Origin of the sequence: Enterobacter cloacae complex sp. P38RS (assembly GCF_014930775.1) — a bacterium.
GTDB lineage: Bacteria > Pseudomonadota > Gammaproteobacteria > Enterobacterales > Enterobacteriaceae > Enterobacter > Enterobacter bugandensis.
Genome location: NZ_JADBRS010000018.1, coordinates 1 through 13,961, shown reverse-complemented (window position 1 = coordinate 13,961; position 13,961 = coordinate 1). Strand labels below are relative to the sequence as shown.

Below are 13,961 nucleotides of genomic sequence, written 5' to 3'. Positions count from 1 at the left end.
TGGCCTCCACAGGGTTGTCATCCCGTACCGCTTTGCAGTAAAGTAATCGACACATCTTCTGCAATTATTTCTTTACACTCTTCAGCCATTCGGCATCAAGGGGAACACCTGGCTATGACCCAACCCATCTTTTTAGTTGGCCCCCGCGGCTGTGGGAAAACCACCGTTGGCGTGGAACTGGCACGCGCATGTCATCGTCAGTTTGTTGATACCGACCACTGGCTGCAGACTGAGGCCGGCAAAACCATCGCAGACATCGTGGAGCAAGAGGGATGGGAAAGCTTTCGCGCCCGCGAAACGGCCGCGCTGAAAGCGGTCACCACGCCGTCAGCCGTCATTGCGACGGGAGGCGGTATTGTTCTGGCCGAATGTAATCGTCACTTTATGCGCGAAAAAGGCATTGTGATCTATCTTTGCGCGCCGGTGGCGGCTCTGGTAGGGCGACTTGAAGCATTTCCTGAAGAGGGACAACGCCCGGCGCTGACGTCACGACCGCTCAGCGAAGAGGTGAGCGAAGTGCTGGCCGAGCGTGATGCCCTCTACCGTGAAGCGGCACACCATGTCGTGGATGCCTCTGCGGCCCCGGAAGATGTGGTAATTCAGATTATTACCGCCCTGCGTCTGGCGTGTGCCAGCTAACCGCCGTCTATACTGATAGCTCAGACATAAAAAAAGGATGAGCTATGCCAACCAGACCTCCCTATCCGCGCGAAGCACGTATTGTTACCGTTGAAAAAGGCAATGGCGACCAGACCGTCACCTGGTACCAGCTGCGTGCCGATCACCCCAAACCGGACTCGCTGATCAGTGAACATGAGACTGAACAGGAAGCGCTGGATGCCAAGCGGCGCTACGAAGATCCCGAAAAGTCGTGAATGTTTTCCTAAACGCTCCAATACCGTGCCTGAATCACACTTTTTATTCATCGCAAATGTTAAGCAGGGGTTAATATTTAGTTATTACAGGTAGCTCCGTTATCGGCAGGCGATCTTTACATTTCAGGGCTGAGATCGCCTGCTACGCTTGGTGCTGTTTTGTTGAAAAAACGAACTGTACAGCGTAGAGAGCCTGTACCTGTGTATACGTTTTTGTAGTGATGGAAGGCGAAGAAGATGAAGGCAACGTTGGCGATCCTCACCATTGGTGTGGTCCCTGTAAGCGAAGTGTTACCGCTCTTAACCGAGCATGTATCTGAACAACAGATCACGCATCTCAGCCTGCTGGGTAAGATGAGCCGGGAAGAGGTCATGGAAGACTACGCTGTAGAGGCGGGGGAGGATCCCCTGGCGACGTTATTAAGCGACGGTAAACTGGCGCATGTTTCTCGGCAGAAAATTGAGCGTTCGCTGCAGGCAGTAATAGAAGTACTCGATAATCAGCAATATGACGTAATTTTGCTGATGAGCACCGCCCCCATTAAGGGGCTCATCGCGCGCAATGCGATTTTGCTTGAGCCGATGCGCATTATTCCTCCGCTGGTAGCCTCCATTGTTGACGGGCATCAGGTGGGGGTCATTGTGCCCATCGAGGAGCTTATGGACAACCAGGAAGCAAAGTGGCACGTGCTCGAAAAAACGCCCCTGTATGCGCTGGCAAACCCCTTCTGGGACAGCGAGGCTAAACTCATTGCTGCCGGGAAGGAGCTGCTGGAGAGAGGGGCGGATGTATTGATTCTGGACTGTCTTGGTTTTCACCAGCATCACCGGGATTTACTGCAAAAGGCACTGGACGTGCCGGTGCTGTTATCCAACGTTCTGATGGCTCGCCTGGCCTCAGAACTTCTGACGTAATGATTTTGCGTGACAGGTGATGAGCATGGCCCCTATAGTGAATTTTTATCTCTGAATATAAGGGCCAGTTCATGCTTCAAAGTAACGAATACTTTTCCGGTAAAGTGAAATCCATCGGTTTTACCAGCAGCAGCACTGGCCGCGCCAGTGTGGGCGTTATGGCTGAAGGGGAATACACCTTTGGCACGGCGGAAGCGGAAGAGATGACGGTGGTCAGCGGCGCGCTGAACGTCTTACTGCCGGGTGAAACGGAATGGAAAGTTTACGCTGCCGGACAAGTTTTCAACGTCCCTGGCCACAGCGAATTTCATTTGCAGGTCGCTGAACCGACCTCTTATCTGTGCCGCTACCTGAAATAATCGTCTTTCCTCTCCCCCTTTGGGGAGAGGATCAGGGTGAGGGGAAATTATCTCTGCGCTTCGCCGCCGAGACCTTCCACCAGATTCTGAATTAACGCGGCCAGTTCGCCGGTCATCAGGATAAAGTCCGCGTCAAAGCGCTGGGCGTAATCTTCCCGGTCGATATCTTCGTTTTGATCGCGCAGCTCGTCGCAGAACTTCAGACGCTTCACGGAACCGTCGTCGCACATCACGAACTGAATGCGCTGCTGCCAGTCGAGCGCCAGTTTGGTGACCACTTTGCCCGCTTCAATGTGTACGGCGATCTCGTCGCTCACCAGATCCTGCTTTTTCGCGCGGATCACGCCGCCATCTTCCAGCAGGGCTTTCAGCTCGGCTTCGTCCAGGATCTGGAAACCTTGCGCCGCGGTACCGCTGCGGACCCACTCGGTCAGGGTCAGCTCAATCGGCGTTTCCAGCGCCAGCGGTACGACCGGTAAAGAGCCGATGCTTTTACGCAGCAGGGCCAGCGTATCTTCCGCTTTTTTGGCGCTGGCGCAGTCCACCATGATCAGCCCATTAACGGTATCGATCCACATCATCGTCTGGCTGAAGCGGCTGAAGGCGCGCGGCAGCAGAGAGTGCAGCACTTCATCTTTCAGCGAGTCTTTTTCGGTTTTCTTCAGCTTGCGGCCCTGCTCGGCTTCCAGCTTGAAAATTTTTGCTTCAAGCGCCTGCTTAACCACCGGCGTGGGCAGAATTTTCTCTTCTTTGCGGGCGCAGACGATGATTTGACCCGTGCTGCTGGCGTGGGTCAGTGCATCGCTTTGCGAACCCATTGGCGGAACCCAACCGGTTTTCGCCATATCCTGGCTACCGCAAGGGGAAAAGCTATAAGCGGCTAACTGTTTTTCCATCTCTTCTGCGCGCAGCGAAACGTCGCGGCTGAGACGGTAAACCATCAAATTTTTGAACCACAGCATGATAATTTCCACGGCCTTGTCGTTAAATCAGCGGGCATGATAACGAATTGTCGCATCGCTTGCATTGCTAATCGGGAAGCGTGCTTCTACTCTGTTGATAATCAAAATAATGAGGAGAGTCTTGTGCGTATTGGGATTGATTTGGGCGGCACCAAAACAGAAGTCATCGCATTAAGCGAGCAGGGGGAACAGCTGTTCCGCCACCGTCTGCCGACGCCGCGCGATGATTATCACCAGACGATCGAGACGATTGCCCGGCTGGTTGATATGGCCGAGCAGGCGACGGGCGAGAGGGGCACGGTCGGGATGGGGATCCCCGGCTCCATTTCGCCTTATACGGGTGTGGTGAAAAATGCCAACTCTACCTGGCTCAACGGTCAGCCGTTTGATAAGGATTTGAGCCAGCGTCTGAACCGGGAAGTGCGTCTGGCGAATGACGCAAACTGCCTGGCGGTCTCAGAGGCCGTTGATGGTGCAGCCGCAGGAGCGCAGACCGTGTTTGCAGTGATTATCGGTACCGGCTGCGGCGCGGGCGTGGCCTTTGGCGGACGTTCACATATTGGCGGCAACGGCACGGCGGGTGAGTGGGGGCACAACCCGCTGCCGTGGATGGATGAAGATGAACTCAAATACCGCGCCGAGGTGCCGTGCTACTGCGGCAAGCAGGGCTGTATCGAGACCTTTATCTCCGGCACCGGTTTTGCAACCGACTACCACCGCCTGAGCGGCCAGCCGCTCAAGGGGAACGAGATTATGCGTTTGGTGGAAGAACAGGATCCGGTGGCCGAACTGGCGCTCAGCCGCTACGAAATGCGTCTGGCGAAATCGCTGGCGCACGTAGTGAACATTCTCGATCCGGACGTGATTGTGCTCGGCGGTGGCATGAGCAACGTTGACCGGCTGTACGCCACGGTACCAAATCTGGTGAAACAGTGGGTCTTCGGCGGCGAGTGCGAAACCCCGATCCGCAAAGCCGTCCACGGCGACTCCAGCGGCGTGCGCGGCGCGGCGTGGTTATGGCCGGAATAAACGCAAAACGGCAACTTGCGTTGCCGTTTTTGATGTTTAGAGGGCCAGGGAGAGGGCACCAGACCGAATCGACCCAACACTCACCCCACCGCAAACTCCCTGTCCAGCCTGCTATACCCCAGTCCGTTGATCTTCTTCACCTTGATCTGCACCGGAATGCGCTCTTTCATCGCCTCGACGTGGCTAATCACCCCGATGGTTTTCCCGGTGGCGTTCAGCGCGTCGAGCGCATCCAGCGCGGTATCCAGCGTTTCACTGTCGAGCGTGCCGAATCCCTCATCCAGGAACAGGGAATCAATCCGCGTTTTGTGACTGACCAGGTCAGAAAGCGCTAACGCCAGCGCAAGGCTGACCAGGAAGCTCTCGCCGCCGGAGAGCGTGCGCGTATCGCGCACCGCATCGGCCTGCCAGGTGTCGACCACTTCCAGCTCCAGCGCCTCGCTGGCCTTACGCTGTAGGAGATAACGGCCGTGCAGGCGGTTAAGCTGCTGGTTTGCGAGCCAGACCAGGTTATCCAGCGTCAGCCCCTGAGCGAACTTGCGGAATTTGTCGCCGGTGCTGGAGCCGATCAGCGCGTTGAGATAACCCCAGTCGTCGGCCTGGCGCGCGGCCTCTTCAATTTGCAGCATTAACGCCTGCTGATGCTGGCGGTTATCGCTGTCCTGCTTAAGCTGCTGGCGGATCTCGCCCTGATGCGTGGTGTTCTCACGAAGCCGTTGCGCCAGCTGCTGCAGCTGGCTTTGCAGGGTAGACGCATCCGCGTCAAGTTCTTCCGGGCGCAGCGCAAGGTGCGCCTGCAGCTGCTGATTAGCCTGGCCGGAAAGGGCCGCGGCCTGCTGTAGCTGGTTTTCCAGCGACTGTTTCAGCTGTTCGAGGCGGCGAACAGCATCGTCATCCAGCAGCGCGGCAAGGAACGCGTCCCGATCGGCAAAACAGCTTGCGGAGAGCGCCGCGGTGAACTGCGTCTGCGATTGCTGCAGGCGCTCGCGCTCCAGCGCCTCCTGCTGCTGCAGGGCGGCGAGCTGGCTTTGCAGCGACACGCATTCATTATGGATGTCGCGCCAGTCATCAGGAATGGCCGGCTCAGCCTCTTCGCCGTGTGTTGCCGGAAGCGTGTCGAGCAGCGGCTTCAGCGCGCTCACGCGTTCCTGAAGCACGCCGTGCTGCGTTTGCTTCTCCTGCCAGTGGGCAAATTCCGCTTCGCGGGCGTGCAGCCAGTCGGCTTCATTGCCCTCTTCGGGAACGCTAAGCGAGAGCGCGAGAAGGGTATGTTCCAGCGCCTGGCGCGTTGCCGTGCGCTGCTGCTGATACTGGCGTTCCTGCGCCTCCTGCTCGTTCAGCTGGTTTTGCAGGTTCAGACGCTGGCTGAGCTGGTAAAGCTGGTGCTCGTAGTTTTCCTGCTCGTGCAGCCATGGCGCGATATCCTCCTGAATATTCAATGCGATATTCAAAGACGCGCACGCCTCCAGCCACGCTTTAGTAAGTGCTTGCTCTTCCTGAGAAAGCGTCTGCGCTTCGTCTGTCTCACGCTGGATCTGTTGAGCCAGAGCATTAACCTGTCCCAGCACCAGCAGGCCTTCCTCTTTAAGCGCGGCGACCTCTTTTTCGAGTGCATCACGGCGACGCTGGTTATCCGTCAGCTCAAGCGACCGGTAGGTCTCCACGGCAGGATGCTCGTGGGAGCCGCACAGCGGGCAGGGTTTGCCTGCCTCAAGCCGTGAGCGATAGCTTTCCAGATTTTTAATCGTCGCTTCACGTTCGCAAAGGGCTTTCAGGTCCAGATAGTGCTGGTGTTTCTCTTTGTACTGCTGGCGGCGCAGCGCCAGGGTTTCATTGAGCTTTCTCTGCTCCGCCTGGGCTTTCTGCACGCTTTCACCGTTCTGGCTAAGGCGCTTTTGCAGCGGCTGATAGCGGGCATGCAGCGACGTCAGCTGCTGGCGCAGTGTGCGGGACCGGGACTGCTGCTCCATGGCCGCGCTGACCTCATCCGCCGTCAGCGTCAGCGTATTTTCCGGCATCTCAGCCAGCTTCTGACGTAGCTCAGTCATCCGCGCAGCAAGCGCGACGAGCTGACTTTTGTCACGGTTTAGCTGTGAGAACTGGGCGCGCCAGCCGGCAATTTCCTGGCCCAGCAGGCGATAACGCTCATTCTCCGTCAGCCACTGCGCCAGCGCCGTCAGTTCGGCCTGTAGCCGCTCATGGGTACGCAGGGCGGTATTGCGGATCCGCGCGCGCAGTGCGGTTTTGGTCTGTAAGCGAGTATTTACTTCGTTAATTCGCTGCTGGGTTTGCGTCAGACGTGCGGTTTGCTCCTGCTGATGCTCCCAGAGCGGACGAAGCTGGGCGGCGGGCTGGGCAAGCTGGAGTTTTGCCAGTTCCGGCGCCGCGTTCGCCTGCGCCTGTTGCGCCTGCTGCTGCAGGGCGGTAACGCGCTGCTGCTCCCGCACGAGCTCGTCATGACGCGTAAGCCACTGAAAATCTTTCTGTTGGCTTTGCTGCTGGGCCAGCAGGGTTTTCTCTTCGTCAGTAAGTGCCTGCAAACTTTGCTGCAACTGCTGCTGTTGTTCTTCGCTGAGCAGCACGACGCCCGCCGCCTGCGCCTCGCATTTTTCCAGCACGCTGCGGGCGGCTTTGTGTTTCTCAAACACCATCGCGGAAATCTGGCCGTAGATTTCGGTGCCGGTGAGTTCTTCCAGCAGTTCTGCGCGGTCGGCCGGTTTGGCATTCAGGAAGGCGGCAAATTGCCCCTGCGAGAGCAGCATTGAGCGGGTAAAACGGCCGTAGTCCAGCCCGGTGAGCGCCGCGGTTTGCTCCAGTTTATCCGACACCTTATCGGCCAGAATCTTGCCATCCTCGCAGCGGGCCAGCTCCACGCGCGGTGCCTGCAAGTTCCCGTCCGGCTGGTTGCGCGCCCGGTTCTGGCTCCAGAAGGCGCGATAGGCAACGCCTTTCACCTCAAATTCCACTTCCGCCAGGCACTCGGCGGTATCGCGCGTCATCAGATCGTTTTGCGCCTGAGAGACCTTATTCAGGCGCGGGGTTTCGTGGTAGAGCGCCAGGCAGATGGCATCGAGCAGGGTGGTTTTACCCGCGCCGGTTGCGCCAGTGATGGCAAACAGGCCGTTGCTGGCAAAAGGCTCCGCGGTGAAGTCAATTTTCCACTCGCCCTTGAGGGAGTTGAGATTTTTCAGGCGCAGGCTCAGAATTTTCATGCGTTTTCTTCCTCGTCATTGAGGGCGTGCAGAGTATGGCTGAACAGCTCGTTGAGCCTGACGCGCTTCGCATCATCGATCTCTTCCTGCGAAAGTCGGCGCTCGAACACCTCTTCTACGCGCAGTTCGCTAAGCGTTTCGCGCTGGGCGCCGAGCAGAATTTTCTCGCGCTGCTCGCGGCTGCGGCGCACCAGCAGCACCTCAACCGGCAACTCTTCGGTCAGCGCCTGAATTTTCCGCTGCATATCGTGCAGGTAGTCATCGGTGGTGATTTCAATATCCAGCCAGACGGGCGGGTTAAGCTCAGCGCCGCGCCACTGCTCAAGCTGGGCGGTGATGGCAGCCAGATCGCCCTTCAGCACCGCCAGCGGCTGGGTGACCGGCACTTCCAGCGTCTCGACGGCGCTGAGTTTGCCCTCATCAAAGCTCACCAGATGCACGGATTTGGTTTTTCCGGTTTCATCGAAGCTGAGCGAAATAGGGGAGCCACAGTAGCGGATATGCTCGCAGCCGCCGATGACCTGGGCGCGGTGAATGTGCCCGAGCGCGATGTAGTCCGCGGGCGGGAAGTTTTGCGCGGGAAAGGCGTCCAGCGTACCGATATAGATCTCGCGGACTGCGTCACTTTTGCTGGCACCGACGGTGGTGAGGTGCCCGGTGGCAATGACCGGAATGGCCTGTTCACCGCGCAGGGCACAGGCTTCCGCGTGCTGCTGGTGATAGTAGTCGGTGATGGCCTGCAATAAATGCTGCTGCTTTTCCGCTCCCGACAGTCCCGCCTGGCTTTGCACGATGTCGCGCGGACGTAAAAAGGGAATCGGGCACAGTACCGCGCCCGGCGACCCGTCGCGTTTTTTCAGGATCTGCGGCGCGTGCCCGGCGCTGGCGACCACGGTGGTATTGAGAAACGCCAGGATGTCGCGGGATTCATTGAGCGTGGCGACGGAGTCATGGTTACCGGCGACAATCACCAGATGACAGCCGGTCTGCTGCAGGTTCACCACGAAGCGGTTATACAGTTCACGCGCATAGCTCGGCGGCGAACCGGTATCAAAGATGTCACCCGCCACAATAATGGCATCCACCTCGTGCGCCTGGCCCGTTTCCAGAAGCCAGTTCAGGAACGCTTCATGTTCAGCCGCACGGCTTTTGCTGTAAAAATTTTGACCCAGATGCCAGTCCGAGGTGTGAAGTATGCGCATAGGAGATCCGTGGCGAAAAACGATGCGGGCGATTATAAACTGTCAGGGAGAGGAAAATAACCGCTGTAATAAAACAACAGTTTGCCATTTATAGTGGTACTGTTTTTCATAAATCTGTCATAAATCTGACGCATAATGGCGCCGCATTACAAACTTGTAACTTAAATAAGATAAGACAGGGCAAAGTATGGCGAGACGTATTCTGGTCGTAGAAGATGAAGCTCCAATTCGTGAAATGGTGTGCTTCGTGCTCGAACAAAATGGCTTCCAGCCGGTTGAAGCGGAAGATTATGACAGCGCGGTGAACCAGCTGAATGAACCCTGGCCCGATCTGATTCTGCTTGACTGGATGTTGCCCGGCGGCTCCGGACTGCAGTTTATCAAACATCTGAAGCGTGAAGCGCTGACCCGCGACATCCCGGTGGTGATGCTCACGGCGCGCGGAGAGGAAGAGGATCGCGTGCGCGGTCTGGAGACCGGCGCGGACGATTACATTACCAAGCCTTTCTCCCCGAAAGAGCTGGTTGCCCGCATTAAGGCCGTCATGCGCCGTATTTCCCCGATGGCGGTGGAAGAGGTGATCGAGATGCAGGGCCTCAGCCTTGACCCAACGTCACACCGCGTGATGACCGGCGAAAATCCCCTCGACATGGGGCCTACCGAATTTAAACTCCTGCACTTTTTTATGACCCATCCGGAACGCGTTTACAGCCGCGAGCAGTTGCTGAATAACGTCTGGGGAACTAACGTGTATGTCGAAGACCGGACGGTTGACGTACATATTCGTCGCCTGCGAAAAGCGCTGGAACTGAGCGGCCACGATCGCATGGTACAGACGGTCCGCGGTACGGGTTATCGTTTCTCGACCCGTTTCTGAATAATGACAGGAGTGTGACGCGTGCTGGAACGTCTGTCATGGAAAAGGCTCGTCTTTGAACTGATCTTATGCTGTATTCCGGCCCTTCTTCTGGGAGCCTTACTTGGGCATCTGCCGTGGTTTCTGCTGGCGGCGGTCACCGGGCTGTTAGCCTGGCATTTCTGGAACCTGCTGCGTCTCTCCTGGTGGCTGTGGGTGGACCGCAGTATGACCCCGCCGCCGGGAAGCGGCAGCTGGGAGCCGCTGCTGTACGGCCTGCACCAGATGCAGATGCGTAATAAAAAGCGTCGCCGCGAGCTGGGAAGCCTGATCAAACGCTTTCGCAGCGGTGCAGAGTCGCTGCCCGATGCCGTTATTCTGACGACCGAAGAAGGGACGATCTTCTGGTGTAACGGCCTGGCGCAGCAACTGCTGGGCCTGCGCTGGCCGGATGACAATGGTCAGAACATCCTCAACCTTCTGCGTTATCCTGAGTTCACGCTGTATCTGAAAAAGCGTGATTTCACCCGTCCCCACAATCTGAAGCTGAATAACGGTCGCCATCTGGAAATCCGCGTGATGCCCTACAGCGATCGCCAGTGGCTGATGGTGGCGCGCGACGTGACCCAGATGCACCAGCTGGAAGGGGCGCGTCGTAACTTCTTCGCCAACGTCAGCCACGAACTACGCACCCCGTTGACCGTGCTGCAGGGCTACCTGGAGATGATGCAAGAGCAAACCCTGGAAGGCGCGCCGCGTGAAAAAGCGCTGCATACGATGCGCGAGCAAACGCACCGTATGGAAGGGCTGGTGAAGCAGCTGCTGACGCTGTCAAAGATTGAAGCGGCGCCTTCTCTTGCGCTGAATGACACCATTGATGTGCCAATGATGTTGCGCGTTGTCGAGCGTGAAGCGCAGACGTTAAGCCATAAAAAACATCAGCTGACCTTTGACGTCGACAACACGCTGAAGGTGCTAGGCAGCGAGGATGAACTGCGTAGCGCCATCTCCAACCTGGTGTACAACGCGGTAAACCATACGCCGGAAGGAACGGATATCGTGGTGCGCTGGCAGCATACGCCGGCAGGCGCCGAGTTTAGCGTTGAGGATAACGGGCCGGGGATCGCCCCGGAGCATATTCCGCGCCTGACCGAGCGCTTCTACCGGGTGGATAAAGCGCGATCGCGGCAGACGGGGGGGAGCGGCCTGGGGCTGGCGATTGTGAAACACGCGGTGAATCACCATGAAAGCCGTCTTGATATCCAGAGTACCCTGGGTAAGGGAACCCGCTTTAGTTTCGTTATCCCGGAACGATTAATTGCCAAAAAGAGCGCCTGACGGCAGGCGTGTCATTTTACCTTTCCACGGGTCAGCCATCGCTGGCCCGTTTGCTTTGCAGTCAAGCGAAACGCGTGTGAATTTTATACGGTTGGCTGTTTTTTGTTCGCATGATTAGCCATGGGTTTTTCCTATAATTAGCGCATTGTTCTGGTGCGCGTTTTCATACTGGCATATTGTTCTGGTTTTGCGATCCCTCCTTGCCTTTAAACGTTATAAGCGTTTAAATTGCCCCCCAGATACTGTCAGACCGACTGTATTTGCGTGGTAAATCGAAAAACTATTCTTCTCCACGCCAGGACGGGAGCATTTCCCGCTGAAATTGAGCAAATTTTCGGCTGTATCGTCCCGTCAGGGAAATCGAAAAATCTCAACGTTTTCAACACCACATCCACAGGCAGTAAGGTTTTATGACCCATCACTTAAAATCGCGTGACATTATCGCGCTGGGCTTTATGACATTTGCGCTGTTCGTTGGCGCAGGCAACATCATTTTCCCTCCAATGGTTGGCTTACAGGCGGGTGAACACGTCTGGACCGCCGCGTTTGGTTTCCTGATTACTGCCGTGGGCCTGCCGGTACTGACCGTTATCGCACTGGCGAAAGTCGGTGGCGGCGTGGATAGCCTCAGCACCCCGATTGGCAAAGTGGCTGGCGTTCTGCTGGCAACCGTCTGCTATCTGGCCGTTGGTCCGCTGTTTGCCACCCCGCGTACCGCGACCGTTTCCTTCGAAGTGGGCATCGCCCCGCTGACCGGCGACGGCGCGATGCCGCTGTTCATCTACAGCCTGATTTATTTCGCCATCGTGATTCTGGTTTCCCTCTATCCGGGCAAGCTGCTGGACACGGTAGGTAACTTCCTGGCGCCGCTGAAAATTGTAGCGCTGATCGTGCTGGCCGTGGCGGCCATCATCTGGCCAGCCGGCCCGATTAGCGACGCGATGGATGCCTATAAAAACGCCGCCTTCTCTAACGGCTTTGTGAACGGCTACCTGACGATGGATACGCTGGGCGCGATGGTGTTTGGTATCGTTATTGTTAACGCCGCGCGTTCCCGCGGCGTGACCGAAGCGCGTTTGCTGACCCGTTATACCATCTGGGCTGGCCTGATGGCCGGTGTGGGACTGACGCTGCTGTATCTGGCGCTGTTCCGCCTGGGCTCTGACAGCGCGATGCTGGTTGATCAGAACGCGAACGGTGCGGCTATCCTGCACGCTTACGTTCAGTACACCTTCGGTGGGGCGGGCAGCATGCTGCTGGCGGCGCTGATCTTCCTGGCGTGTCTGGTAACCGCGGTTGGCCTGACCTGCGCCTGCGCAGAGTTCTTTGCGCAGTATCTGCCGCTCTCTTACCGTACCCTGGTGTTTATTCTCGGTATCTTCTCCATGGCGGTGTCTAACCTCGGTCTGAGCCACCTGATTCAGGTCTCTATTCCGGTGTTGACGGCGATCTATCCGCCGTGCATCGTGCTGGTGGTGCTGAGCTTCACCCGTCCGTGGTGGCATAACTCCTCACGAATTATTGCGCCAGCCATGTTTATCAGCCTGATTTTTGGTATCCTTGACGGGATTAAAGCATCAGCGTTCGCTGAAATTCTGCCAGCCTGGACACAGCGTCTGCCGCTGTCCGAGCAGGGCCTGGCCTGGCTGATGCCTACCGTTGTTGCACTGGTTCTGGCGGTTATCTGGGACCGTGCTGCAGGGCGTCAGGTCACATCGAACGCTCATTAATCAACGGCAACAAAATGTTTAACCACGGGGCTTAAGGCCCCGTGGTTTTTTGTTTTTTCGTGTTGAATGGCAAGATTTAAATGGAAAGCACTAACAAACTTAAACGTGGATTGAGCACGCGCCACATCCGCTTTATGGCGCTGGGCTCTGCTATCGGCACCGGTCTTTTTTATGGCTCGGCAGATGCCATCAAAATGGCCGGTCCAAGCGTTCTGCTGGCCTATATCATCGGCGGTGTGGCGGCGTATATCATCATGCGCGCCCTCGGCGAAATGTCGGTTCACAACCCGTCTGCCAGCTCCTTCTCCCGCTACGCGCAGGAAAACCTCGGCCCGCTGGCCGGGTTTATCACCGGCTGGACCTACTGCTTCGAAATTTTGATTGTGGCGATTGCCGACGTAACCGCATTCGGCATCTACATGGGCGTCTGGTTCCCGGCGGTGCCGCACTGGATCTGGGTGCTGAGCGTGGTGTTGCTCATTTGCGCCGTTAATCTGATGAGCGTGAAGGTGTTCGGCGAGCTGGAGTTCTGGTTCTCCTTCTTCAAGGTCGCGACCATCATCATCATGATTGTGGCGGGTTTCGGGATCATCATCTGGGGGATTGGCAACGGCGGCCAGCCGACCGGCATCCATAACCTCTGGAGCAACGGCGGCTTCTTCAGCAACGGCTGGCTCGGGATGGTGATGTCGCTACAGATGGTAATGTTCGCCTACGGCGGCATCGAGATTATCGGCATCACCGCCGGGGAAGCGAAAGATCCGGAGAAATCCATTCCGCGCGCCATCAACTCGGTGCCGATGCGTATTCTGGTGTTCTACGTGGGTACGCTGTTCGTGATTATGTCCATCTACCCGTGGAACCAGGTAGGCACTAACGGTAGCCCGTTTGTCCTGACCTTCCAGCATATGGGCATTGCCTTTGCTGCCAGCATTCTGAACTTTGTGGTGCTGACCGCGTCGCTTTCGGCCATCAACAGTGACGTCTTTGGCGTGGGCCGCATGCTGCACGGCATGGCGGAGCAGGGCAGCGCGCCGAAGGTGTTCGCCAAAACTTCACGCCGCGGCACGCCGTGGGTGACGGTGGTGGTGATGACCGTAGCGCTGCTGTTCTCGGTTTACCTGAACTACATCATGCCGGAGAACGTCTTCCTGGTGATTGCGTCCCTGGCGACCTTCGCGACCGTGTGGGTGTGGATCATGATCCTGCTGTCGCAGATTGCCTTCCGCCGCCGTCTGTCGCCGGATGAGGCGAAAGCGCTGAAGTTTAAGGTGCCGGGCGGGGTGGCGACGACCGTGGTCGGGCTGATCTTCCTGGTGTTTATCATTGGCCTGATTGGCTACCATCCGGATACCCGCATTTCCCTGTACGTGGGCTGTGCGTGGATCGTTCTGCTGCTGATCGGCTGGGTGTTTAAGTGCCGCCGTGACCGTCAATTGGCAGAAGCACAGTAATATTTTTATCCCCCCTCCCTCCCGGGAGA

General features: G+C 57.2%; 12 protein-coding genes. 9 read left to right on the top strand and 3 right to left on the bottom strand.

Features of this window, described 5'->3' with window-relative positions; all coding sequences use genetic code 11:
• Positions 1-114: 114 nt before the first annotated feature.
• The 4 genes from aroL (at position 115) to ppnP (ending at position 2,149) form a co-directional block, all read left to right on the top strand.
• A complete protein-coding gene (gene aroL, locus IM303_RS18625) occupies positions 115-639 on the top strand; it encodes a shikimate kinase AroL (protein WP_028012127.1) in 525 nt (174 codons plus the stop codon).
• 44 nt (positions 640-683) lie between these two features.
• The gene (gene yaiA / locus IM303_RS18620; protein WP_003859135.1) at positions 684-875 is read left to right on the top strand and encodes a protein YaiA; all 192 of its coding nucleotides are present in this window, start codon (positions 684-686) and stop codon (positions 873-875) included.
• Positions 876-1,112: 237 nt separating this feature from the next.
• The gene (locus tag IM303_RS18615) at positions 1,113-1,790 is read left to right on the top strand and encodes an AroM family protein (protein ID WP_028012129.1); all 678 of its coding nucleotides are present in this window, start codon (positions 1,113-1,115) and stop codon (positions 1,788-1,790) included.
• Between the two features lie 71 nt (positions 1,791-1,861).
• Positions 1,862-2,149 carry a pyrimidine/purine nucleoside phosphorylase gene (gene ppnP / locus IM303_RS18610; protein ID WP_008503270.1) on the top strand — a complete coding sequence of 96 codons (288 nt, stop codon included), beginning with the start codon at positions 1,862-1,864 and terminating at the stop codon, positions 2,147-2,149.
• 47 nt (positions 2,150-2,196) lie between these two features.
• Here the strand turns inward: ppnP and rdgC are convergent, their stop codons facing one another.
• Positions 2,197-3,111: a recombination-associated protein RdgC gene (gene rdgC, locus IM303_RS18605; RefSeq protein WP_014882739.1), complete on the bottom strand. Its 915-nt coding sequence runs from the start codon at positions 3,109-3,111 to the stop codon at positions 2,197-2,199.
• A gap of 123 nt (positions 3,112-3,234) precedes the next feature.
• On the opposite strand from rdgC, the gene mak reads away from it, so the two are divergent.
• Positions 3,235-4,140, top strand: a complete 906-nt coding sequence (gene mak / locus IM303_RS18600; RefSeq protein ID WP_045259882.1) for a fructokinase — start codon at positions 3,235-3,237, stop codon at positions 4,138-4,140.
• Positions 4,141-4,220: 80 nt separating this feature from the next.
• Here mak and sbcC read toward each other — a convergent pair whose 3' ends face one another.
• Positions 4,221-7,352, bottom strand: coding sequence for an exonuclease subunit SbcC (sbcC, locus tag IM303_RS18595; protein ID WP_193360161.1), 3,132 nt, complete (start codon positions 7,350-7,352; stop codon positions 4,221-4,223).
• Complete coding sequence (sbcD, locus tag IM303_RS18590) at positions 7,349-8,554, bottom strand: exonuclease subunit SbcD (protein ID WP_193360160.1); 1,206 nt, start codon at positions 8,552-8,554, stop codon at positions 7,349-7,351. Before sbcD ends, sbcC begins: the two co-directional genes overlap by 4 nt.
• A gap of 187 nt (positions 8,555-8,741) precedes the next feature.
• On the opposite strand from sbcD, the gene phoB reads away from it, so the two are divergent.
• The 4 genes from phoB to proY all read left to right on the top strand — a co-directional run bounded on the left by phoB (position 8,742) and on the right by proY (position 13,932).
• Entirely contained in the window at positions 8,742-9,431 is a 690-nt protein-coding gene (gene phoB / locus IM303_RS18585) for a phosphate response regulator transcription factor PhoB (RefSeq protein ID WP_008503265.1), read from the top strand.
• Positions 9,432-9,452: 21 nt separating this feature from the next.
• A complete protein-coding gene (gene phoR, locus IM303_RS18580; RefSeq protein WP_047363942.1) occupies positions 9,453-10,748 on the top strand; it encodes a phosphate regulon sensor histidine kinase PhoR in 1,296 nt (431 codons plus the stop codon).
• 410 nt (positions 10,749-11,158) lie between these two features.
• Positions 11,159-12,478, top strand: coding sequence for a branched-chain amino acid transporter carrier protein BrnQ (gene brnQ / locus IM303_RS18575; protein WP_193360159.1), 1,320 nt, complete (start codon positions 11,159-11,161; stop codon positions 12,476-12,478).
• An 80-nt stretch (positions 12,479-12,558) separates the two neighbouring features.
• A complete protein-coding gene (gene proY, locus IM303_RS18570; protein ID WP_028012135.1) occupies positions 12,559-13,932 on the top strand; it encodes a proline-specific permease ProY in 1,374 nt (457 codons plus the stop codon).
• Positions 13,933-13,961 lie beyond the last annotated feature (29 nt).

Excerpts from the sequence above, each read along its gene's own strand:
- yaiA (WP_003859135.1), top strand. The coding sequence starts at position 684 with ATGCCAACCAGACCTCCCTATCCGCGCGAAGCACGTATTGTTACCGTT.
- phoB (WP_008503265.1), top strand. The coding sequence starts at position 8,742 with ATGGCGAGACGTATTCTGGTCGTAGAAGATGAAGCTCCAATTCGTGAA.
- ppnP (WP_008503270.1), top strand. The coding sequence starts at position 1,862 with ATGCTTCAAAGTAACGAATACTTTTCCGGTAAAGTGAAATCCATCGGT.
- sbcD (WP_193360160.1), bottom strand. The coding sequence starts at position 8,554 with ATGCGCATACTTCACACCTCGGACTGGCATCTGGGTCAAAATTTTTAC.
- brnQ (WP_193360159.1), top strand. The coding sequence starts at position 11,159 with ATGACCCATCACTTAAAATCGCGTGACATTATCGCGCTGGGCTTTATG.
- rdgC (WP_014882739.1), bottom strand. The coding sequence starts at position 3,111 with ATGCTGTGGTTCAAAAATTTGATGGTTTACCGTCTCAGCCGCGACGTT.
- sbcC (WP_193360161.1), bottom strand. The coding sequence starts at position 7,352 with ATGAAAATTCTGAGCCTGCGCCTGAAAAATCTCAACTCCCTCAAGGGC.
- proY (WP_028012135.1), top strand. The coding sequence starts at position 12,559 with ATGGAAAGCACTAACAAACTTAAACGTGGATTGAGCACGCGCCACATC.
- IM303_RS18615 (WP_028012129.1), top strand. The coding sequence starts at position 1,113 with ATGAAGGCAACGTTGGCGATCCTCACCATTGGTGTGGTCCCTGTAAGC.
- aroL (WP_028012127.1), top strand. The coding sequence starts at position 115 with ATGACCCAACCCATCTTTTTAGTTGGCCCCCGCGGCTGTGGGAAAACC.